The organism is Limosilactobacillus coleohominis (assembly GCF_016901675.1).
Lineage (GTDB): Bacteria > Bacillota > Bacilli > Lactobacillales > Lactobacillaceae > Limosilactobacillus > Limosilactobacillus intestinavium.
Window position 1 is genome coordinate 18,468 of sequence record NZ_JACJKU010000005.1, and the last position, 22,898, is coordinate 41,365.

The following is a 22,898-nucleotide window of genomic DNA, read 5'->3' on the forward strand; positions in this document are numbered from 1 at the left end:
CTTTACAACTCCTTTGAACAACGATCTTGCGGCAAGAGAAGGGATTGAGCTTCGGGATGCAACTTAAAGTATTGCTTAGCATATGGACACATAATTTTAACGGTATAGGAATGCTGGTGAGCATAATCGATAAATTGTTCCATTAATTGAGCTGCTAATCCGTGATGACGAAAATTGGGAACCACAAAAACTCTTTCCACGACAACTCGCCGTTGCTCGCGGTCGACAAATGGGAAGCTCACTTCGCCGGCCCATTCACCGTTTTCTGTCATCGCAGTGATTTGATTAGCTTGTAGTTTGAATTCCACCCTTGAACAATTCCTTTCTTGCTTGATTTGATACAAAATAAATTGTTACTGGTTTATTAATAAAAGTCAAGCAGAGTTCATGTTACAATAAAATGAATGAAATTTTAACGAGGTGAAAAAAGATGCAACGGGGTTTTAAAGTTGTTGCAGCAAAGGCAAATGATGGTTTGCATATTCCACAACGGCAAACTAAACAGGCTGCCGGATATGATTTTGAGGCGGCAGAAGATTTTACGCTTCCATCAATTTGGAAGGGTAATTTTATCAAGGCTTTATGGAAAATCCACCAGCAAAAGCAACTTACGACGGATGAAATTACAAATGGTGACCAAAGCCTGAAACCATATTTGGTACCGACTGGGATTAAGGCTTATATGCAACCGAATGAAGTATTACTATTAGTTAACCGATCGAGTGGTCCTTTAAAGCGTCGATTAGTGCTTCCAAACGGAATTGGCGTGATTGACGCAGATTATTATGATAACCCTGCCAATGAAGGCGAAATATTTGTTCAATTAATTAATTATGGATTGACCGATTACCACATTAAAAAGGGCGAACGAATTGCTCAAGGAATCTTTGTTCCCTATTTGACAGCAGATGATGAAGAAACACCACAAGCTGATCGGGAAGGTGGTTTCGGCTCAACCCAAAAGTAAAGAGGGATGAGAATGGCAAAAGCCAAAACACACTATGTTTGTCAAAACTGTGGCTACATTTCACCACGGTTTTTAGGACGGTGCCCGAATTGTGGGCAATGGAATACATTAGTTGAAGAGGTCGATCAGTCAACTGTAAAACCAGTGAAGACACCAACGACTACTTTAACTGGTATTGTTGCCAAACCGCAAAAAATTAATGAAATTGATACTCAAAAAACACCGCGGGTCAAAACAAAACTGGCCGAATTGAATCGTGTTTTAGGAGGAGGGATCGTTCCAGGATCACTGGTATTAATTGGTGGGGACCCTGGAATTGGGAAATCAACGCTTCTCTTACAGGTTTCCGGACAGCTAAGTGCAGAAGGGCACTCTGTACTATACGTTTCAGGAGAAGAAAGTGCGAACCAGATCAAAATGCGTGCTCAGCGGGTAGACGTTTCTGGCGACGACTTTTATATTTATCCTGAAACCAATATGGATAGTATTCGGGCAACGATTGATGAAATGAATCCTGAATATGTAGTGATTGACTCAGTTCAAACCATGCAGGCCACTGATGTTACTTCAGCGATTGGTAGTGTTTCCCAAATTCGTGCGGTGACAGCACAGTTAATGCAGATTGCAAAGGGTAAAAACATTACCGTTTTCGTAGTTGGTCATGTTACAAAGGGTGGTATCCTAGCCGGACCTAAAATTCTGGAACATATGGTGGATACGGTCTTGTATTTTGAAGGGGATCTCCACCATACCTACCGAATATTGCGTTCTGTAAAGAATCGGTTTGGTTCTACTAATGAGTTAGGCATTTTTGAAATGAATGCTAATGGACTTAAAGAAGTAGCAAATCCATCCGAGATTTTCTTGGAAGAGCGTTTAAAAGATGCCAATGGTTCAGCTGTTGTCGTGTCTTTAGAAGGAACACGACCTATTCTGGTAGAAATTCAAGCATTGATCACGCCTTCTGTTTTTGGAAATGCCCAACGAACAGCGACGGGCTTAAATCGTAACCGGGTTTCCTTGATTATGGCAGTGTTAGAAAAGCGGGCCAATCTGTTGTTGCAAAACCAAGATGCTTATCTTAAAGCGGCTGGTGGAGTGAAATTAGATGAACCGGCAATTGATTTAGCCATAGCAGTAGCAATTGCGTCATCCTATCGTGACAAAGGAACCCGACCAACGGATGCTTTTGTTGGTGAGCTGGGGTTAACTGGCGAAATTCGTCGTGTTAATCGAATTGAACAGCGGGTGGCAGAAGCAGCTAAGTTAGGATTCAAACGGATTTTTATTCCTAAGAATAATCTCAAAAATTGGGAACCACCTAAGAATATTCAGGTCGTTGGTGTTACAACAATTGGCGAAACATTGAAAATCGCGTTAGCATAGATAGGAGATCAAAAAGAAAGGAGGACATCAAATGCGTAAAGGAATCGTTAGACTAATCTTTACAGTTTTTGGGGCCGCAATGGGTTATTATTATCTACCGCCAGTGTGGCCAGCCATTGGGGTTAAATATAATTCAGTCTTGATGGTAATTGTTGATATTTTAATTGGTGGAATTATTTTTTGGCTGTTGTCATTAATCTCTATTGGTTGGGTCCTGAAATTGATCCAGCGAGTGGAAGATTATTTAACAAAAAAGAGTCCCATCTACCTATTTTTTGGTGCACTGTTGACAATCATTGGTTTGATCTTAGCAATTTTAATTTCTATTCCACTATGGCGGACGCATATCCCCGTAGTTAATAACATTATTCCAATTTTGCTGATGATTATCTTCAGTTACTTTGGGTTCCGAATGGGAACAACCCGTTTAGATGATTGGCGAACGTTGTTAACGCTAAAACGTGGTAATAATAAAGAACTCACCGGTAAGACGGGTGATGTTATCAAACAGCAGGATGCTAATTACCATCACTATAAAATATTGGATACCAACATCTTAATTGATGGGCGAATTTATGATCTTGTGAAAACCGGCTTTTTGGAAGGAACATTATTAGTACCGAATTTTGTTTTGTATGAATTACAATACATAGCCGATTCTGGCGAAAGTATTAAACGGGTTCGTGGACGCCGTGGTCTAGATATTTTAAATAAACTGCGGAGTGAAAAAATTGTTCCAATTGAGATGTACGAAGGTGACTTTGAGGATATTCCAGAAGTTGACAGTAAGTTAATCACCCTAGCTAAAAAAGTTGATGGTGTGATTGTGACGAATGACTGGAACCTTAACAAAGTTATTCAGTTTCAAAATGTACAGGTATTAAACATCAATAATCTGGCTAAATCACTACGTCCTCGGGTAATTCCGGGTGAACATCTCCACGTGACAGTCGTTAAAAAGGGTACTGAACGGCAACAGGGTGTTGCATACATGGATGATGGAACGATGGTGGTTGTTGAAGATGGGCGCTATTACATGAATGAAAACATTGAAGTTGAAGTTACCAGTGCACTGCAAACTGATGCAGGGCGGATGATTTTTGCTCGACCGCTTCATTCTGGCAAGCCAATTGGTGAAGATGATAAGCAATCAAAAGATGATCAAGACTAAAGAAACTATGTGATAAGTTCTTTAGCAGATCAAAAGGATCTATAAGGATACACAAAAGGCCTCAAACGTTCGGGAAAATAAACGTTTGAGGCCTTATTTGCACTTCTGAGAGTTGAAACAAAATCGGGAAAGCTTTTATTTCAATTTCAGAAGTAATTAGGAGATTTAAAGTAAAACCGTGGCTTGGGAGAACCACGGCTTCTTACGAATATCTTTGGGGAAGATTTCGTAAAGGATATTTTTCGGTTACTATTGGGAGGAGTAATTGAAAAATAATCGGTTTCGGTTAATACGTAGTAGTTAATTTCTACTACGGTTTATATATTACCAATAGATTGTGAAGAAAGTGTGACCAAAAAGTAAATAATTATTACAGTTCAAAATTTTTTCTGAGAAAAGTGAGGTCTCTGCAGTGATTATGTTACTATTAACTTATCAAATCAGGCCCACAAAGGAGTTTTGCATATGCTGAAAATATATAATACTTTAACACGCAAAAAAGAAGAATTTCATCCAGTCCATCCAGGTGTGGTTAATATGTATGTCTGTGGGCCAACAGTCTATAACTATATTCACATTGGCAATGCGCGGAGTGCGATTGCCTTTGATACTGTGCGCCGTTATTTGGAATACATTGGTTATCAGGTTAACTACGTTTCTAATTTCACAGACGTGGATGACAAGATGATAAAAGCTGCCCATGACCAAGGAATTACCGTTCCAGAACTAGCTGATAAGTATATTAAGGCATTTATGGAAGATACCAATGCCATTAATATTGAACCAGCCACGATGCATCCGCGAGCTACGGAAAATATTCCAGAAATTATTGATTTTGTCCAAAAATTGATTGATAAGGGATACGCCTACGTTGTCGATGGAGATGTTTATTACCGAGCACGGAAATTCAAAAATTATGGTCAGTTGTCTGGACAATCAATCGACGATTTAGAGGTTGGGGCAAGTGAACACGTTAGTGCAGACGAAGTTGGTAAAAAAGAAGACCCAATGGATTTTGCACTATGGAAGGCTGCAAAGCCAGGTGAAATTAGCTGGGATTCACCATGGGGAGCAGGTCGGCCAGGCTGGCATATTGAATGTTCAGTAATGTCCACCAAGTATTTGGATAATACAATTGACATTCACGCTGGTGGGCAAGATCTGGAATTCCCACACCACGAAAATGAAATTGCGCAATCAGAAGCTGCTACTGGAAAGAAGTTTGTAAACTACTGGATGCATAACGGCTTCGTTACGATTGGTAAAGACAACGAAAAAATGAGCAAGTCTTTGCATAATTTTATTACTGTTCACGACATTATTAAGCACGTTGATCCGCAAGTGCTACGGTTCTTTATGGCCACTACCCAATATCGGCGGCCAATTCAATATAGTGAAGCTAATCTAACAGATGCTAAGAATAATTTGGAACATATCCAAAATGCTTACAATAATTTAGAATACCGTAAGAACGATGCCCACGACGGTAGTGAAATTCATGTTCAAAGCAAGTTAAGTGATTTTAAGGAACACTTTATTGAAGCAATGAATGATGATATTAATGTTCAAAACGGGATTGCGGTTGTTTATGAATTAGTGAAGTATGCCAATGTATACGCTAAACAAGCATCAGTTAATCAAGATGACATTGCTGACATTCAAAAATTACTTCAGGAATTATTGAGTATTTTCGGGGTCAAGATTGTTGCTACTGGCCAAATTGATGATGATGCGATTCAGCAACTGATTGATCAGCGCAATGAAGCACGGCGGAACAAAGATTTTGCATTGAGTGACAAGATTAGAGATGACTTGAAAGCTCAGGGAATTATCTTAGAAGATACCCCTCAGGGAACACGTTATAGGAAGGAATAGTATGGCAAAAGCTGATTTTCAACAATTAAATGGGATTGCACTGGCTTATCTTGGCGATGCGGTATATGAAGTATATGTTCGAGAACACTTATTAGATTTAGGAATGTCAAAGCCAAATCGTCTTCAAAAAAAGGCTACTTCGTATGTTTCTGCTAAAGCGCAAGCTGGCTTGATCAAGTTAATGGAAGATCAAGATAAGCTGACGGATGAAGAATGGGAATTTTTCAAACGTGGACGCAATGCTAATAGCTATACACACGCCAAACATACATCAGTAATCACCTATCGGATCTCGACGGGGTTTGAAGCATTGATGGGTTACTTGAAATTATCAGGACAACAGGAACGGCTGAATGAATTATGCACTTGGTGTATTAAACAGGTCGACCTAGGAAGGATTCAATATGAACAATGATTCTCCAGAATTTATTATTGGCCGTCACCCTGCAGTAGCGGCTCTTAAATCAGATCAAGAAATTAATAAGGTATTTATTCAAAAAGGATTAAAAACGGATGCTATCTCGCAAATAGTGAAATTAGCTAAGGAGCGTCGCTTAGTAATTTCAAATGTTCCAAAGACTAAGTTGGATCAGATGGTAAACCATCAAAATCATCAGGGAGTTGCGTTGGCCGTAGCGGCATATAAGTATGCAACAATTGATGACTTATTTGATAATGCTGCTCGGCATGATGAGGCGCCATTCTTTTTAATTCTTGATGAATTGGCTGATCCACACAACTTAGGGTCAATTTTGCGAACTGCCGACGCTGCTGGTGTCCATGGGATTATCATTCCTAAACGACGTGCCGTTGGACTGACCTCAGTTGTTGCTAAAACGTCGACCGGCGCAATTGAACATGTTCCAGTTGCCAGAGTTACCAACCTTATTCAAACTGCTAATGAGCTAAAAGAGCGGGGCGTATGGCTATTTGGTACTGATATGAAAGGGACAGATTACCGCCGCTGGGATGCTAAAGGTGCTGTGGCTCTTGTGATTGGTAATGAAGGTAAGGGAATTTCTTCTCTACTGAAGAAGACATGTGATGAAATGCTGACGATCCCAATGATTGGCCATGTTCAAAGTTTGAATGCGAGCGTGGCTGCCAGCCTTTTAATTTATCAAGGGTTCAGTTCTCGGCATCCTCTAAAATAATTTAAAAAAATTAAGTGCAGAATTAACAAAGAATAAGGGATAATGTTCCTTATCCTTAGATTAGTGAAAGGTTTTACCTATTGCCATTAGTCATAAAGTCTGGTAAATTATCCTAGACAACAAACGAGGGTGGTCAAATTTTGCGACAGCGGAACGAAACGCAGGAGAAAAGCCACCGGTAAATCAATGTGAAAGTTAATTTGCTACCCTCCATCATGACGCTGTGATGGTGAGATGATTAGGCAACTAATTTTCAAGTGGGGGCCTTTTGTTGTTAGCGAGGTTTGAGGTTGTAGTCCATGAGTAAAACCCATGCTAAATCAACAGCCCAAGAAAGCTTGCTTATTGAGAAAGTGGTGGAGCATGATTCAGTAAGTTTTTCAAAACTTTATGATCAGTACTTACCATTAATTTGTAAGGTATGGTACCAATTTCATTTGACTGAATTGCCCCTTGAGGATTGGAAACAGGAAGCTGCGGTTGTGTTATATAGGACTTCCTGCTCATACTATAATCATTGCCAAAGTGTCCGTTTCTGTTGGTATTTACGGCAGGCACTATTGAATAAAATTCGTGACCTGTACCGTCAACAAGTGGCGAAGAAACGGATCCCTGTTGAAAATGTAGAGCCAATTACGGATCTACATATCGATCAACGATTAGTTGATGCCCATTTCCGTCCTGATGATGCTAGTGAGTTTCGCTATATTTATCGGCAATTCTTGCAAAGTTGTTCATTACTAGAGCGTGATGCTTTTACAATGATTAACTCTGGCCATTGCCCAGAAGAAATTGCGCACCGTTTAAGTTGCTCGCCATTATCAATACGCAGTGCTTTTGAAAGAGCACGACAAAAGTTTTTGAGATACTTATATGAATAATTAGCTCACTTTGTCTGCTTGTTTGTAGCAACTCCAGTCCCGGTTGTTGGATTGGAGTTGTTTTCATTTTCAAAAAATGATAACCTTAAACAGTATGGAGGTGACAGTAATGTCCCAGAAAAAAGTTGGATTAGAGTGCAGTAAATGTGGCACTCGTAATTATACTGTTACTGTTAACCCAGAACGAACCAAGCAACTCGAATTAAAAAAATTTTGTAAACATTGTGGTGAATATACAATTCATCGTGAAACAAGGTAGTGTGGAGGCAAACAATGCATTTATTCAGATTTTTAAAGAGTGTTGGTCAAGAAATGCATAAGGTTGTATGGCCAACCTGGAAAGAAAACCGGCGAGATACAGGAGTTGTTATTTCGTTGACGATCTTCTTTGTTATTTTCTTCGCATTAGTTGACTGGATCATTCAAACCGGGATGTTAGCATTTGTGAAGTAAGATAAGGTGGTCAATGACCGCTTTTTTTGTTACAATGTTTGAGAAGCAAAACTTCGTGGTGAGCGAGGTTTTTTTATTTTGAACAATTTATGGATCAATAAAGGAGAATTATCATGGAATCACATGAAAAGCGTTGGTACGTGCTTCATACTTATTCTGGTTATGAAAACCGGGTTAAAAGCAATTTGGAATCACGTGCACAATCAATGGGAATGCAAGATTACATTTTTCGGGTAGTGGTACCTGAAGAAACTGTCCGCACAGTTAAAGACGGCCAAGCCAAAGAAACTGAAGAAAAGACTTTCCCTGGTTATGTATTAGTTGAAATGGTAATGACTGACCAAGCATGGTACATTGCACGAAATACCCCAGGTGTAACAGGGTTCCTTGGATCACATGGTGGTGGTTCAAAGCCAACACCACTGCTTCCTGAAGAAGTTGACCGGATCATGAAGCGGATGGGCCAAGATGTGGCAAGAACTGATATTGATGTTAATGTTGGTGATAACATTAAGATCATCGCTGGTCCATTTGCTGATCTCACCGGGAAGGTAACCGAAGTGGACCATGAAAAGATGAAAGCAAACGTCGAAATTGAAATGTTTGGTCGTCAAACTAGTGCAGAAGTTGGATTTGACCAAATTGATACGATGGACGATTAATCTATCCCAAAATCTTGAATTACAAACAAATTTGTGGTAAGTTATTTTAGTATGTTATAAGCATACTGTGGGAGAGGTAAAAAACTTACTGCCTCATCATTACCACAACACGGACTAAGGAGGTTTTGTCTCGTGGCAAAAAAAGTAGCTAACGTTGTTAAGTTGCAAATTCCTGCCGGTGCAGCTACACCAGCTCCACCAGTAGGTCCTGCACTTGGACAAGCAGGTATTAACATTATGGGATTCACTAAGGAATTCAACGCACGGACCGCAGACCAAAAGGGTATGTTGATCCCAGTTGTAATTACCGTTTATGAAGATCGTTCATTCGACTTCATTACTAAGACCCCACCTGCTGCCGTATTACTTAAGAAAGCCGCTGGTGTTCAAAAGGGTTCCGGTGAACCTAACACAAAGAAGGTTGCTAAGGTAACCAAGGATCAAGTTAAGGAAATCGCCGAAACTAAGATGCAAGATCTAAACGCTGCTGATGTTGAAGCAGCTATGCGCATGATCGAAGGTACTGCACGGAGCATGGGCTTCACTGTTGAAGACTAAGCAACTGGCAGACCGGGACCTTTACTAAAGTGGAGGCTCCCAAGTGGGAGGTAAACCCGTTAGACCACATTTGCAAGGAGGAAAACACAAGATGGCTAAAAAACATGGTAAGAAATACCTTGAAGCGCTGAAAAAGGTTGACAGCAAGAAAGAATACGCTGTAAACGATGCGGTTCAATTAGTAAAAGATATTGATTTTGCAAACTTTGACTCAACTGTTGAAGTTGCATTTAAGTTAAACGTTGACACAAAGCAAGCAGACCAACAATTACGTGGTGCCGTTGTTTTACCAAATGGTACTGGTAAAGATCAAACTGTAATTGTATTTGCTAAGGGTGACAACGCACAAGCTGCTAAGGATGCTGGTGCTGACTTTGTTGGTGACCAAGACTTAGTAGAAAAGATTCAAGACGGTTGGTTAGACTTTGATGTTGCTATTGCAACTCCTGACATGATGCCACAAGTTGGTCGTTTAGGTCGGGTCTTAGGTCCTAAGGGCTTAATGCCAAACCCAAAGACTGGTACTGTGACAATGGATGTTGCTAAGGCAGTTGAAGAATCTAAGGCTGGTAAGGTTACTTACCGGACTGACCGTGACGGTAATGTTGCTGTACCATTCGGTAAGGCTTCATTTGGTACCGACAAGTTAGTTGAAAACTTGAAGACAATTGAAGATGTTGTTGTTAAGGCTCGTCCTGCTTCAGTACGTGGTACTTATGTACAACACGCATCAATTGCTTCTACTTTTGGTCCAAGTGTTACACTTGACTTAAGTACATTTTAAGCTAATTAAATCATAAAAAGAGCCATCAGCGAACTGATGGCTCTTTTTGAATGCAAATGGAAATATAATGACTAGGCCTGTCCTTGAACAAGATGAACAATAAATTTGGCAAAAGCTGGATCATCATTTAATGAAGGTAACATTGTTAGTTTTTCTCCGCCATGATCACTAAACAATTGGGCATTTTGCATCCCGTCTTCTTCTAGTGTTTCTAAACAATCAGCGACGAATGATGGTGAAACGACTAAAACCCTTTTGGTACCTAATTGCGCCTGCTCCAATAATGATTGACTTAAGTATGGTTGCAGCCAAGGCATTGGACCAAATTTAGACTGATAGACCATTTTAATTTGATGGTTAGGAATAACTAATCGTTTTTTTAGTTCATTAGTAGTTTGCTGTGTTTCAGATTGATATGGATCACCGGCCTTAACCATTGATTGGGGAATGCCATGATACGATATAAATAATAACTCGTAGTTGGCTTGCTGCCATGCCTTATTAATATGGTTGGCGAGCAGATTTAAATATTCTTCATTATCTGCAAAACGGTCAATAATGGGGATGTGCTCATCATATTCATGAACCTGTTCGATAATCGAATCGGTGGTGCTTTTAGTATAATGTGGGAACAGCGAAAGCACAGTAATGTGCCGGCATTGTTGCTTCATTTGGTGTAAGGTTTCTGGAATTGATGGTTGACCATAAGTCATTGCCATCTGGACATCCCAATCAGGCAAAAGCTGTTGAACTTTATCCGTAATCCGCTTGGTATAAACCATTAATGGAGATCCTTCGTCTAACCAAATATTGCGATACAAAGATGATGAGCGTGGTGAACGAAACGGCAAAATGAAGCCTTTCAACAGTGGCTTCCATAACCAGCGAGGCATTGTCACAACGTTGGGGTCTCCAAGAAATTCTTGCAAATAGTCCCTAATATCTTTTGTGGTTGGGGTAGCGGGTGAGCCCAAATTAACTAGGAGCAGACCGTTATCTTTCATTAATATCAAACTTCCTTTTAATATGATAGATTTATTTTACAGTAAAAAGAGAAGTGACAGTCAAACACCTCATAAGCAGCAATAAGGGCCTAGCATTCGTTATCCGATTGCTAGGCCCCATTTTGAACGAGCTGCTTGCAATTGATGATGGTTAGACATCAGCCACAGCTGCTTAATTTATTTTTGGTTCTTACGGTAAAATTTTTTAACAAAATATAGAATTGGTAATCCAACAATTACAATTCCGATGAACAGAATAACACCACTTGGGTCATTCATTATTTCACTAACTAATACGAAGATACCACCAGCAATTGCAATTATAGGAACGAACGGGTAAAGCGGAGTCGAGAAAGGACGTTGAACGTTCTTGTTGCGTTTCCGGAGGATGAACACACCAAAGAAGGCTAATAAGTAGAAGCAGTAAACAGTAAACACACAGAGGTCAGATAAGTGGTCAGGATCAAAGAATACCATCATGACAAACGCTAATACAACAATAAAAATTGTTGCGGTAACAGGAGCTTTACCCTTAGGACTGAGGTACGATAAGAATTTCGAGAAAGGAATATCTTCACGCTTAGCCATTGCATAGACAATCCGGGGGAAGGTTAACATTTTTCCATTGAGTGTTCCCATCATGGAAATGATAATTCCTGCCGATAAAAGCTTACCACCAATTTGTCCAAAGGCTTTGGTAGCCAAATAATCGGTTGTGTTTTCGCCTAAACGATGAATGGTTTGAGCAGGGAGAAAACGTAAGATACCAACGGTAATTAATGTATAGATAATCAAAACAGCAGTAATTCCAAAGATAATTGCTTTTGGAAGAAGTTTTTGTGGGTTCTTCATTTCACCACCAAGGTTAGCGATTAAGATCCAGCCATCGTAACCAAAGAGGGTGGCAAGAACAGCAACCCCGAATCCACCAGAAGTTTGTTGAACTTCACGAATAGTTTGTCCAAAAGCATCCTGGTGTCCCCAGAAAAGGCCAAAAATGATAATTGCAGCAATCGGAACTAATTTTCCAATTGTAGTAATGATGGAGAAAATGGCACCAACCTTATTTTCAAGTAGGTTCATAAGACCAATTAAGCCGACTGTAATGATTGCTAATGGAATTCGCCATTCGGTACCCAATCCAAAAAAGTTGGCCATTAAAATACTCATGAAGCCGGCAACCGAGGCAATAATTGCGGGACCGTAAACGATAATTTGCATCCAGCCAGCGAGGAAGCCGAGAATCCGTCCATAAATATTTTCAATATAGACATAAAGACCACCAGTATAAGGCATTTGAGCACCGATTTCTGCGACCGTTAAGCCTCCAGTCAATGTAATGACACCACCAAAGACCCATGCAAGGATTGCCATTGTCGAATTACCAGCACTATCCAAAACAGAGCCTTGTTTAAAGAAGATTCCCGAACCAATAATTGTGCCAATTACAATCGAAATCGCCGAACCAAAGCCAAGCGAACGTTTCAATTCCTCTGTGGGTTGTTTTTCCTGCATAATAAATTCCTCCGTTTCTTTTGAACACAATAAAAACCGACCCTTTCAATCAATAAGCAGTTAATAGCTTAGTGGCTGAAAGAATCGGTTCATTGATTATTATTATAATTTAATGAATACCAAAATCACTCAACCACAATCATAGATGATGAGGCTGAGGAAGAGGACATATTAAGCTTTGCAAGATTTAATTGTAACATGATAACATCCTCCTTTTTTTGATTGACATTAGAATACCATTAGAAAATAATAAGCGCAAGTCTTTTTTCGAAAATTGTAATTAGACTTGCAAAAGAAAGATTAGTTTTGTATACTATCTAAGTGGTTAAATATGACTCTGCCTAAGACTCAGGTGGCGCAAGCCTTAATAATTACCTGCCGAGGAAGAAATGAAATGTTCCTTCTCTATGTCTGCCGGTCATAGGGATTTTTTTATAAATCCGTACCAAAATAAAATACAGGAGGTGTAATTTCATGAGTGAAGCAACTATTGCTAAAAAGGCTGAAGCCGTTAAGGTTGCTAATGGTTTGTTAACTGATGCTGAATCTGCTATCGTTGTTGACTACCGTGGTTTAACCGTTGACGAAGTTACTGACTTACGTAAGCAACTTCGTGATGCCGGTGTTAAGATGGTTGTTATCAAGAACAAGATCTTGGAACGTGCCATTGAAGGTACTGGTTATGACGACTTAAAGAGCACTTTTGTTGGTCCAACTGCAGTTGCCTTCTCAAACGAAGACCCAATTGCTCCTGCAAAGATCATGAAGAAATTTGCAGAAGACCATGATGCCCTTGAAATTAAGGGTGGATTCATTGAAAAAGATGTTAAGACTCTTGACGAAATCAATGAATTTGCTGAATTACCAAGTCGGGACGATCTTCTTTCAATGCTTGCATCTGCATTGCAAGACCCAATGCGGAAGATCGCACGTGCCGTCAAGGCCGTTGCCGACAAGGCAGACGAAGCCGCATAATATTTGGCTTAGTATTACATTTAAACTATCAATCAAACAAGATATAATTATTGGAGGAATTTAAAATGGCTTTTGATAAGGATGCTATTATCGCTTCATTAAAAGAAGCATCAATCTCTGACCTTAACGACCTTGTTAAGGCAATCGAAGACGAATTTGACGTTTCTGCTGCTGCTCCAGTTGCAGTTGCAGGTGCTGCTGGTGGCGACGCTGCTGCTAAGGACAGCTTCACTGTTGAATTAACTGAACCAGGTACTGCTAAGGTTAAGGTTATTAAGGCTGTTAAGGACATCACTGGTTCCGGCCTTAAGGACGCTAAGGACCTTGTTGATAACGCACCTTCTGTTATCAAGGAAGACGCTAAGGAAGACGAAGCTAACGACATCAAGGCTAAGCTTGAAGATGCCGGTGCTACTGTTACCCTTAAGTAGTTTCCATTACCAAAATCAAAAGACCACCAATTTGGTGGTCTTTTTTTATGCAAAATATTCAAACTTGTCAGTACTATTAATTAAATTCCTAAAATTTTAGCAATGGTTTTTTCCATTGATGAAGGGTTGATAACCCGTTCTTCACGAGCCGTCATCTTCAAAAGTGTTTGGACATTTGAGTCTAATGGCTGGTCGATGATTGACTGTAATTCCTTAATTGCTGGGATACCAGTCACTGCTGTTTTTTGATCGTTTAGTGCATAAATTGCGGTTTCTGGGAACTTGTATGGGCTAGCAGTAGACACAATAACATTTGGTGTTGAATCGTGCTGCTTTTGCCGATATTGGTGTGCTACATAGGATGCTACAGCAGTATGAGGGTCAATTAAATAACCGTCATCAGTATAGATACGTTTAATTTCTGAACGAACTTCATCTTGGGTAGCAAAACCAGCAGCAAAAGTTTGATCTAATTTGGCTTTGATATCTGAGCTGACTGAGTAACTACCATCTTCTGATAATTGTTGCATGAGGACTTGGATGGTACTTTCGTTTTCATTGGCAACGTCGAATAGTAGACGCTCCAGGTTACTAGAGACTAAGATATCCATTGCCGGAGCATTTGTAAGATGGAAAGGACGCTTACGGTTATATTGACCAGAAGTAAAGAAATCAGTAAGGACATTATTTTCATTTGAAGCACAAATTAACTTATGAATAGGCAGGCCTAATTTTTTAGCATAGTAACCTGCTAAAATATCACCGAAATTTCCAGTAGGAACAGTAAAGTTCACTGGATCACCAGGCTTAATTGCTTGGCGGTGAACAAGTTGTCCATATGCACTAAAGTAGTACACAATTTGCGGAATAAGGCGGCCAATGTTCATTGAATTAGCAGATGAGAACTGGTAATGATTATCCAATAACCGTTGATTAAAGCTCAAATCATTAAAAATATTTTTAACTGCTGTTTGGGCATCATCAAAGTTTCCTTCGATGGCGATAGCACTTAAATTGGTTCCTCGTTGCCCTAACATTTGCTTTAGCTGGACAGGACTAACACCACCATGGGGGTAGAATACAATAACTTGAGTGCCACTGAGATCACTGAATCCCCGCATTGAAGCAGTTCCAGTATCACCCGATGTGGCAGTTAGAATAACAATTTGATGATCATTGTGTTCGTTTTTAATCGCCTGGGTCATTAACCGGGGAAGAACTTGTAGTGCAATGTCCTTAAAGGCTAAAGTTGGGCCGTGAAATAACTCAAGATAATAATTACCATCATGAGCAACAGATAGTGGGGCAATTTGTTGCTGATCCCATTGCGAACCATAAGCATCGTTGACTACCTTATAAAGCTGGTCGTGAGTAAAATCATCGAAAAACCAGCCAAGGACCATTTCAGCAATCTCTTGATAAGTCATCTGAGATAATTTGGTAAGTGGCAATTTCACTTGTGTGAAATTGACCGGAACGTATAATCCACCATCAGGAGCAAGTCCCTTAATGACTGCTTGAGCAGAATTTAATGATTCTTTCATTTTTCCACGAGTACTTCGATATTGCATGTGAAAGGCCTCCCTTTCTGGATTTAGTTGTTCTTTATTTGATATTGTACCTTTCAATTCGGTATGATACAATCGAAAAAATGAAAAAATAATGAGAAAATGGGGTGGCATTGTGAAAAAAATAGAAGTAGGCTTACTTGGTTTGGGAACAGTAGGCTCTGGTGTACTGCAAATGATCAGAAATAATGAAGATAAGGTTGCTAATGTCACCGGTAGTACCCTCGAAGTCAAAAAAGTTCTGGTGAAGCATCCCGAGCGCCATCAAGATGTTCAGCAAACAGTCAAGTTAACTACTGAAATTAATGATATTGTTAATGATCCTGACCTCCAAATAGTAGTGGAATTAATCGGTGGTATTCATCCTGCCAAAGAATACATCGAAACGGCCTTACGTAATCACAAAAACGTGGTCACTGCCAATAAGGATTTAATTGCAACCTATGGACCCGAATTAGTAAAACTAGCTCATGATAATCACTGCGATTTAATGTATGAAGCTAGTGTTGCTGGTGGGATTCCAATTTTACGGACCATCACTAATAGTTTTTCTGCGGACAAGATCACAGAAGTTAAGGGAATTGTTAACGGCACTACTAACTATATTCTGACGCAAATGGGGCAACGTGGCTGGTCATATGAGCAAGCGTTGACGGAAGCGCAGAAATTAGGCTTTGCCGAAGCTGACCCAACCAATGATGTTACTGGTAAGGACGCCGCCTATAAGATGATTATTTTAAGTCAGTTTGCTTTTGGTACTCAATTAGGACTAAACGATTTTGCGGTAACTGGGATTGATAATTTAAGCGCCTTTGATGTTCATCAAGCGAGTCAATTTGGTTACGTAATTAAATTGGTAGGGATTGCACGAGTCATTGAAGATGGTGTCTTTGTGGAAGTCGCACCAACACTGGTTCCTAATGATCACCCATTGGCAACTATTAATAATGAATACAACGCGGTCATGGTGACTGGACAGGCAGTTGGAGATACTTTGTTTTATGGCCCTGGAGCTGGTGGTCTGCCAACCGCTAATAGTGTTTTAAGTGATATTACTTCTGTTACCAAGAACCTGGTTTTAAAAACAAACGGGAACTTCTTTAACAATTATCAGCGTCGTTATATTCCTGCTCCAGCTGATGAAGTTATTTACCCATACTTCTTATCTATCACGATGCCAGATGTTCCAGGACAGATGTTAAAACTAACTCAAATTATGACGGACATTGATGCCAGTTTTAGCCAAATTACGCAAACTGAGGCGGATGGAATGGCGCATGTGGTAATCATCACCCACGGCATGAACGAAAACCAATTGCAAGAGTTTAAGAATCGGGTTAAAGATGATTCAACTATTAAATTGGGCGCTGCCTATAAGGTTTTAAAATAGGGAGGCAATTTTGCTATGGAAATACAAGTACCAGCATCCAGTGCCAATTTAGGGCCAGGATTTGATTCAATTGGAATTGCCGTCTCATTATATTTACATTTGCAAGATTTAGGGTCAAGTAATAAGTGGCGGGTTGATCATGATTTAGGATCCTTGCCTCATAACCAGCAAAACATGATTGTTCAAACTGCTCTTAAGTTAGCCCCCGACCTTACACCGCGCAATCTTAAAGTCGTAAGCGACATTCCTGTCACACATGGGTTAGGTAGCAGTTCTAGTGCAATTGTTGCGGGGATCGAATTAGCAAACCAATTTGCTAATTTGAATTTAAGTGCTGAAGAGAAGGTTGAAATAGCTAGTCAGATTGAAGGACATCCAGATAACGTAGCGCCTGCAATTTTAGGTGGACTAGTAGTTGGTACTAATATCGGGGATCACTTTGACGCATTTGCAGCGCCATTGCCACCGTATGATTTAGTTGCGTATATTCCAGAATATAATTTAGCAACGAAAAAGGCCCGGGCAGTTTTGCCCAACCAGCTTGATTATCATCAAAGCACTCACGCGAGCGCAATTGCTAATACATTAGTGGCAGCGCTATTTAAAAAAGATTATTCAGTAGCTGGTGAATTGATTGAGGCGGATGAATTTCATGAACAATATCGGTCATCTTTGGTGCCCGAACTAGCCAAAATTCGTCAAATTAGTCATGCCAATGGAGCAGTAGCTACTTATCTGAGTGGTGCTGGGCCAACCGTGATGACCATTATTGATTCTGAGAAGACAACCACATTTATTAATGCAGTTCGACAGGACAAGCTGAATGACCGGATAGAAGTTTTGCATCCAGATCCAGATGGAGTAGTTATTAAGCCAGAACCGTAAAAATTGCTAGTGGTAGTAAATTGCCGATATAAATATTCTCCTGTAAAATATTTATAAGGCAGGTGATAATTGATGACTGTAGATTTGAAACAGGTTAAATCGCAAGTAACACAAGGCGTAAATGAATTATTAGACAGTGCTAATTTATCGCAAGGTGACATTTTTGTCCTTGGTATTTCAACGAGTGAAGTGGCAGGGGTAAAACTTAGCGGTGCACCTTCGATTGATGTTGGTCGCACGGTGATTAACACTTTGTATGATATTTTGCAGCCACGAGGGATTGAATTAGCCGTGGAAGGGTGCGCTGAAATCAATCGAGCTTTAACAGTGGAGCGTCGGGTTGCTGAGAAACACCACTTAGAAATTGTGACGGTATATCCTTCGATTAATGCAAGTGGTGCAGCTCAAATTGCAGCCTTTGAACGATTTGACGACCCGGTGGAGGTTGAACATATTACTGCAGATGCCGGAATGGATATTGGCGATTGTGATATTGGGATGCACGTTCGTTTTGTGCAGATTCCAGTGCGAACATCTATTGATACAGTCGGCCAGGCCCACACTCGCTATTTGCGTTCACGACCAAAATTAATAGGTGGTGCACGTGCTAAATATGAGTGGGATCCGTTTAATGAGAAGTAAAAACAGTGACTGTGTCATTAGTCGGACTACAATCATTAAATACGAACAGCGCAGTACAACAATGGGGCCTAGAATTCGGTAAACCGAACGCTAGGCCCCTATTGTTGCTTGCGGGGGCGTGAAAACGAAGTCGTAAACGACTTCTGTCGCGCTCCCTGTTTTGTATTTATAGTGAGAGATGCCTATTTCTTTTTCTTATCATCTGCATAAACGTCAGAATAATCTGCATTTACAGATGCACTAGCAAGAGCATCGAGGTCCACGGTAGTGTTTGGATCTCCATAAACGGTTTCAGAACCAGATAACTTTTGACCGGGCTTCATGTCCTTTAATCCTGCAGGAATGTGAATTCGTGCAGAAATTTTATTGGCATCTAAACGCCACACAGCCACTTTACCAAGCATTTTATCAGTAAATTGCGGGTGGTTCTTAATATAATGATCCGTCATTACATTAAGACCATGCAACATTGATTGATGATCCGTAACTTGGGTAATGATTCCCTGACCAATCACACTCTTAAACTCAGCACTATAGTGGAACGGTTTAGGAACTAAAAGAAATTTTTGACCACCATCTAACTCAAATCCAACATGTGGATCTGCTTTTAATAATCGTCCTGTTGTGTGTGAGTCATCACCATGGAACCAAAAAGTATATTGGCCATCAATTTCTTCATAGCCGAAGTGAACGGGAGTTTGATAAATGCTTTCGCCATCATGCATTCCAATGACGAGAACTTCCATTTCATCTAAAACTTGATTAATGTGTTCGTGATCGAAATAAGTGTCTGCTTTCATATTTTCAGCCCCTTTAGTAAACGTATTAGTATGGTTTCATTATATCAAATTAATCATCTGGGTTCAGTGACCTTTGACCGGCCCAATGATTGATAGGCCCAAATTTTTTACCAATTGATAGTGGATGATGAATCGCTACATCAACAAAGTTATTTGCCGTTTGAATAGCATTTTTAACTGGTTGTCCCTTTGCTAGTTCAGCTGTAATAATCGCAGAAAATGAATCGCCAGCTCCATTAAGTTTATTAGTTTTTACAAAATTATTATCCATCCAAAAATCCTCACCACTGGCTAATAAGACATAATTATGAATTTGAGAATCCTGCTCTGATTCATGAGGGCCTTTAATGACAACGTTTTGAGCACCCATTTTTTGTAAATCTTGAGCAGCAATTTTAATAGCTTGTTGATTATTTAATTGGCGTCCTAATAATTCTTGCGTTTCCACAAAATTTGGCGTCAGTACGGAAGCTAGTGGAATGATTTGATGACAAAATGCATCAAAAGTGTCGTCGCTGAGTAATCGATCTTGACGTTTAGTAACAATAACAGGATCTACAACCAAAGTTCCAAATGTATCTTTGGAATAATATTTAGCGACCGTTTGAACGATCTCTTTGTTAGCTAGCATCCCGGTTTTAGCCGCAGTGATGTGGAATTCAGCCAGGTCTTTAAATTCTTCAGCAATAAAACTAGTAGGCATAGTCTGGCTAGCAGTAATTTCAGAAGCGTTTTCTGCAACCACGGCGGTTAATACGCCATGCCCATAAACACCATCAGCATAAAATGAATGTAAATCCGCCGCTAAACCAGCACTACCATTAGAATCATAACCAGCAATTGACAACGCTTGTTGCATTTTGTCACCTCATTTGAATATGTTGACACTACATTACCATAAAAAAAGGGACGTGACAGAAATTATTAATAACTTCTATCACGTCCCAGACAAGATAAGGTCAGAAGATTAACCTTGGGGAAAGTTAATTATTTTTCTTGTGGTTCAACACCAGTACCGTCATAACAACGTTCCAAAAGTTCTTTTAATTGACTAACTAATGGTTCGACTGGATTCGTTGTTGTACATTGATCTTCGTATGCCAATACAGAGAGTTCGTCAACAACCTTGTCAAAGTCCTTGTGGCTTACTCCATTAGCCTTCAGGCTTAATGTAACACCACATTCATGGGCTAAGTCAATAATTTTTTGTACATAAGCTTCCATGAGTTCTTCATCGGTATCACCCTTGAGTCCTAAGAAACGTGCAATATCAGCATAGTCCTTAGTTGCGTGGTAAGTAGCGTAGTGTGGCCACATTGCTAACTTAGTTGGGCGTTGAGCGTTGAAGCGAATAACTTGTGGTAATGCAATTGCAATACACAAACCGTGTGGGAGGTCAAAAGCCCCACCCATTTTATGAGCTAGTGAGTGATTGATTCCTAAGAATGCTTGACCAAAGGCCATCCCAGCAATTGTAGAGTAGTTGTGCATTCTTCTTCTAGCATCTTGATTACCCTTTACGGAATCAGCCAGTGTATCCATTACCCCTTTGATGGCTTGTAATGACCAACCACGAGTGTAGTCAGTGGACATTACTGAGACGTATGATTCGGTGGCGTGGCATAGTACGTCAAGACCGGTGTATGCGGTCGTCTTAGGAGGGACAGTTTCCACAAATTGAGAGTCAACGATGGCAATGTCTGGAGTTAATGCATAATCAGCTAATGGGTACTTAACGTGGGTTTTGGAATCAGTGATAACTGAGAAACAAGTGATTTCAGAACCGGTACCTGAAGTAGTAGGGATACCAATATATTGTGCTTTGTGAGGCTTGCCAATTTGGTAAGCTCTTTTTCTAATATCCAAGTACTTTTGTTTAACACCGTTCCAGCTTGTATCTGGGTGTTCATAGAACATCCACATAGCTTTGGCGGCATCCATTGGGGAACCACCACCCAGTGCAATAATAGTATCAGGCTTAAAGTCCCGCATTAAAGCGACACCCTTATTAACTGTGTCGGTTGATGGATCTTCTTCAACTTCATCGAAAACTTGAAAATGGGTTTCTAAAGGACGTTGACGAAGTTGGTCAATAACTCGTTGAGCGTAACCACGTTTAACGGTGCCAGGACCAGTAACGATGAAAGCCCGATTAATATTTGGGATATCTTGTAATTCCTTTAGTGAATTGCGTTGAAAGTAAACCTTGGGAGGAATCTTTACCCATTGACGATTTTCACGCCGCTTAGCAATCACTTTGTAATTCAAAAGGTCGTAATCAGAAACGTTGTGAGAAACGGAGTTCTTACCATATGATCCGGTCCCTAAAGTTAAGGAAGGAGTCATGTTGTTGTAAATGTTACCAATACCACCAAGTGCTGATGGTGAGTTAACAATGATCCGTGAAGCACGCATTTCCAAACCGTATTGAGTTGCTAAGCTGTCGTCGGTAGTGTGGATAGCAGCGGTGTGACCTTCACCACCGTAATGGAGTAATTCTTTACACTTATCAAATGCTTCCTTGTGGGAGTGGACCCGGTACATAGTTAGCACTGGTGAGAGCTTTTCGGCAGAAAGTGGGTAATCATTACCAACACCTTCGTACTCAGCGATTAATACTTTTGTATTTTCTGGAACATTTTTCAATCCGCACATGTCGGCAATGTCATTTGCAGAACGACCGGCAATTGGACCAGCAACTTGGTGTCGTTTGGGGTCAATGAAGCCCTTAGTAAAGGTGTCGATTTCATCTGGCTTAATGAAGTAACAGTTCCACTTTTTAAGTTCTGCTTTTACTTCATCATAAATTTCATCATCAACCACAATGGAATTTTCAGAAGCACAGATCATTCCGTTATCAAATGTTTTGGAGAGGACGATGTCATAAATTGACCGTGGAATGTCAGCAGTACGTTCAATATATGCTGGACCGTTACCAGGACCAACACCAAGGGCAGGGTTACCAGAACTGTAAGCAGCCTTAACTAAACCAGGGCCCCCAGTGGCTAAGATAGTAGCAGTTTTTTCATGTTGAAGTAAATCATTAGTGGCATCACGGGAAGGTTTCGAAATCCATTGAATAACGTTCTTTGGTGCACCAGCTTCTTCAGCAGCTTTTTCAAGAATTTGTGCAGTGTGGATGGATGACTGTAATGCTTGAGGGTGCATTGAGAACACAATTGTATTCCGAGTCTTTAAAGAAATAATTGATTTAAAGATTACGGTTGAGGTTGGATTAGTGACAGGAACAACACCTGCAATAATACCGAGTGGGTCAGCAATGGTAATAGTTTGGTTTTCGTCGTCATCCTTGATGATACCAACGGTCTTGTCATGACGAATATTATTCCAAATATATTCACTGGCGTAGATATTCTTAATGGCCTTATCTTCAGCAACACCACGACCGGTTTCGTTGGCAGCCTCGATGGCTAAATCCATATGGTGTTCTTCAGCTGCAAGAGCCATTGCCTGACAAATCTTGTCAACTTGTTCTTGGGTAAAATTACGGAGTTCATTAAAGGCAACTTCACTTTTATCCATTAAATCATCGATTTGTTTTTGGGCTTCCGCAGCCTGATCAGCTGCAGTAGTTTTAGCTACTTTCTTTTTTGTATCAGCCATAGTTTCCACTCTCCTTTAATTAAAAAAGTTTGTTAATGATTGAACAATTACATTATACAAAAGAAATTGGAGATGTAAAGAGATTTGTGAAAGAAAACACAATAGAGAGTGGACAAAGGTCTCACAAGCTTTTAAGTAAAACTGATAGGGAGATATTATGCAAGATATATAGC

The 22,898-nt window shown here is 40.1% G+C and carries 24 protein-coding genes and 1 other annotated feature; of the genes, 17 read left to right on the forward strand and 7 right to left on the reverse strand.

What is annotated here, in order from left to right:
- Positions 1-2: 2 nt before the first annotated feature.
- Complete coding sequence (locus H5975_RS00945) at positions 3-308, reverse strand: GNAT family N-acetyltransferase (protein ID WP_204784508.1); 306 nt, start codon at positions 306-308, stop codon at positions 3-5.
- 122 nt (positions 309-430) lie between these two features.
- Here H5975_RS00945 and H5975_RS00950 point away from each other — a divergent pair, with 122 nt between their 5' ends.
- From H5975_RS00950 to rplA, 12 genes are all read left to right on the forward strand, one after another.
- Complete coding sequence (locus H5975_RS00950; RefSeq protein WP_204784509.1) at positions 431-967, forward strand: dUTP diphosphatase; 537 nt, start codon at positions 431-433, stop codon at positions 965-967.
- A gap of 12 nt (positions 968-979) precedes the next feature.
- Complete coding sequence (gene radA / locus H5975_RS00955; protein WP_204784510.1) at positions 980-2,353, forward strand: DNA repair protein RadA; 1,374 nt, start codon at positions 980-982, stop codon at positions 2,351-2,353.
- 31 nt (positions 2,354-2,384) lie between these two features.
- A complete protein-coding gene (locus tag H5975_RS00960) occupies positions 2,385-3,524 on the forward strand; it encodes a PIN/TRAM domain-containing protein (protein ID WP_204784511.1) in 1,140 nt (379 codons plus the stop codon).
- 465 nt (positions 3,525-3,989) lie between these two features.
- The gene (cysS, locus tag H5975_RS00965; protein ID WP_204784512.1) at positions 3,990-5,399 is read left to right on the forward strand and encodes a cysteine--tRNA ligase; all 1,410 of its coding nucleotides are present in this window, start codon (positions 3,990-3,992) and stop codon (positions 5,397-5,399) included.
- Between the two features lies 1 nt (position 5,400).
- On the forward strand, positions 5,401-5,814 hold the full coding sequence (locus tag H5975_RS00970) for a Mini-ribonuclease 3 (RefSeq protein WP_178661971.1): 414 nt from the start codon (positions 5,401-5,403) through the stop codon (positions 5,812-5,814).
- Entirely contained in the window at positions 5,804-6,553 is a 750-nt protein-coding gene (gene rlmB / locus H5975_RS00975; protein ID WP_204784513.1) for a 23S rRNA (guanosine(2251)-2'-O)-methyltransferase RlmB, read from the forward strand. Before H5975_RS00970 ends, rlmB begins: the two co-directional genes overlap by 11 nt.
- 299 nt (positions 6,554-6,852) lie before the next feature.
- Entirely contained in the window at positions 6,853-7,434 is a 582-nt protein-coding gene (locus H5975_RS00980; RefSeq protein WP_204784514.1) for a sigma-70 family RNA polymerase sigma factor, read from the forward strand.
- A gap of 109 nt (positions 7,435-7,543) precedes the next feature.
- The gene (rpmG, locus tag H5975_RS00985) at positions 7,544-7,693 is read left to right on the forward strand and encodes a 50S ribosomal protein L33 (RefSeq protein WP_204784515.1); all 150 of its coding nucleotides are present in this window, start codon (positions 7,544-7,546) and stop codon (positions 7,691-7,693) included.
- Positions 7,694-7,707: 14 nt separating this feature from the next.
- Positions 7,708-7,887 carry a preprotein translocase subunit SecE gene (secE, locus tag H5975_RS00990; RefSeq protein WP_178661963.1) on the forward strand — a complete coding sequence of 60 codons (180 nt, stop codon included), beginning with the start codon at positions 7,708-7,710 and terminating at the stop codon, positions 7,885-7,887.
- A 113-nt stretch (positions 7,888-8,000) separates the two neighbouring features.
- Entirely contained in the window at positions 8,001-8,549 is a 549-nt protein-coding gene (nusG, locus tag H5975_RS00995) for a transcription termination/antitermination protein NusG (RefSeq protein WP_204784516.1), read from the forward strand.
- A gap of 132 nt (positions 8,550-8,681) precedes the next feature.
- The gene (gene rplK, locus H5975_RS01000; protein ID WP_178661959.1) at positions 8,682-9,107 is read left to right on the forward strand and encodes a 50S ribosomal protein L11; all 426 of its coding nucleotides are present in this window, start codon (positions 8,682-8,684) and stop codon (positions 9,105-9,107) included.
- 91 nt (positions 9,108-9,198) lie between these two features.
- Positions 9,199-9,891: a 50S ribosomal protein L1 gene (gene rplA, locus H5975_RS01005; protein WP_204784517.1), complete on the forward strand. Its 693-nt coding sequence runs from the start codon at positions 9,199-9,201 to the stop codon at positions 9,889-9,891.
- A gap of 71 nt (positions 9,892-9,962) precedes the next feature.
- Here rplA and hemH read toward each other — a convergent pair whose 3' ends face one another.
- On the reverse strand, positions 9,963-10,895 hold the full coding sequence (gene hemH / locus H5975_RS01010; protein WP_204784518.1) for a ferrochelatase: 933 nt from the start codon (positions 10,893-10,895) through the stop codon (positions 9,963-9,965).
- A 177-nt stretch (positions 10,896-11,072) separates the two neighbouring features.
- Positions 11,073-12,410, reverse strand: a complete 1,338-nt coding sequence (locus tag H5975_RS01015; RefSeq protein WP_204784519.1) for an APC family permease — start codon at positions 12,408-12,410, stop codon at positions 11,073-11,075.
- A gap of 322 nt (positions 12,411-12,732) precedes the next feature.
- Positions 12,733-12,852: a sequence feature (ribosomal protein L10 leader region), on the forward strand.
- 32 nt (positions 12,853-12,884) lie between these two features.
- Between H5975_RS01015 and rplJ the strand changes: the two genes are divergently transcribed.
- Both rplJ and rplL read left to right on the forward strand, forming a co-directional pair.
- Positions 12,885-13,385, forward strand: a complete 501-nt coding sequence (gene rplJ / locus H5975_RS01020; protein WP_178661953.1) for a 50S ribosomal protein L10 — start codon at positions 12,885-12,887, stop codon at positions 13,383-13,385.
- Between the two features lie 65 nt (positions 13,386-13,450).
- Positions 13,451-13,816 carry a 50S ribosomal protein L7/L12 gene (gene rplL, locus H5975_RS01025; RefSeq protein WP_178661951.1) on the forward strand — a complete coding sequence of 122 codons (366 nt, stop codon included), beginning with the start codon at positions 13,451-13,453 and terminating at the stop codon, positions 13,814-13,816.
- A gap of 80 nt (positions 13,817-13,896) precedes the next feature.
- Here rplL and thrC read toward each other — a convergent pair whose 3' ends face one another.
- Positions 13,897-15,387: a threonine synthase gene (gene thrC, locus H5975_RS01030; RefSeq protein WP_204784520.1), complete on the reverse strand. Its 1,491-nt coding sequence runs from the start codon at positions 15,385-15,387 to the stop codon at positions 13,897-13,899.
- Between the two features lie 112 nt (positions 15,388-15,499).
- Between thrC and H5975_RS01035 the strand changes: the two genes are divergently transcribed.
- From H5975_RS01035 to H5975_RS01045, 3 genes are all read left to right on the forward strand, one after another.
- A complete protein-coding gene (locus H5975_RS01035) occupies positions 15,500-16,774 on the forward strand; it encodes a homoserine dehydrogenase (RefSeq protein WP_204784521.1) in 1,275 nt (424 codons plus the stop codon).
- A 15-nt stretch (positions 16,775-16,789) separates the two neighbouring features.
- Positions 16,790-17,659 (forward strand): homoserine kinase, encoded by an 870-nt coding sequence (thrB, locus tag H5975_RS01040; RefSeq protein WP_204784522.1) that lies wholly within the window; start codon positions 16,790-16,792, stop codon positions 17,657-17,659.
- A gap of 72 nt (positions 17,660-17,731) precedes the next feature.
- Positions 17,732-18,301 (forward strand): TIGR01440 family protein, encoded by a 570-nt coding sequence (locus H5975_RS01045; RefSeq protein ID WP_204784523.1) that lies wholly within the window; start codon positions 17,732-17,734, stop codon positions 18,299-18,301.
- A gap of 182 nt (positions 18,302-18,483) precedes the next feature.
- On the opposite strand, the gene H5975_RS01050 is transcribed toward H5975_RS01045, so the two are convergent.
- From H5975_RS01050 to adhE, 3 genes are all read right to left on the reverse strand, one after another.
- A complete protein-coding gene (locus H5975_RS01050) occupies positions 18,484-19,101 on the reverse strand; it encodes a pyridoxamine 5'-phosphate oxidase family protein (RefSeq protein ID WP_204784524.1) in 618 nt (205 codons plus the stop codon).
- 49 nt (positions 19,102-19,150) lie between these two features.
- Positions 19,151-19,960 carry a bifunctional hydroxymethylpyrimidine kinase/phosphomethylpyrimidine kinase gene (thiD, locus tag H5975_RS01055; RefSeq protein WP_204784525.1) on the reverse strand — a complete coding sequence of 270 codons (810 nt, stop codon included), beginning with the start codon at positions 19,958-19,960 and terminating at the stop codon, positions 19,151-19,153.
- A gap of 128 nt (positions 19,961-20,088) precedes the next feature.
- Positions 20,089-22,725 carry a bifunctional acetaldehyde-CoA/alcohol dehydrogenase gene (adhE, locus tag H5975_RS01060; RefSeq protein ID WP_204784526.1) on the reverse strand — a complete coding sequence of 879 codons (2,637 nt, stop codon included), beginning with the start codon at positions 22,723-22,725 and terminating at the stop codon, positions 20,089-20,091.
- Positions 22,726-22,898: the final 173 nt, after the last annotated feature.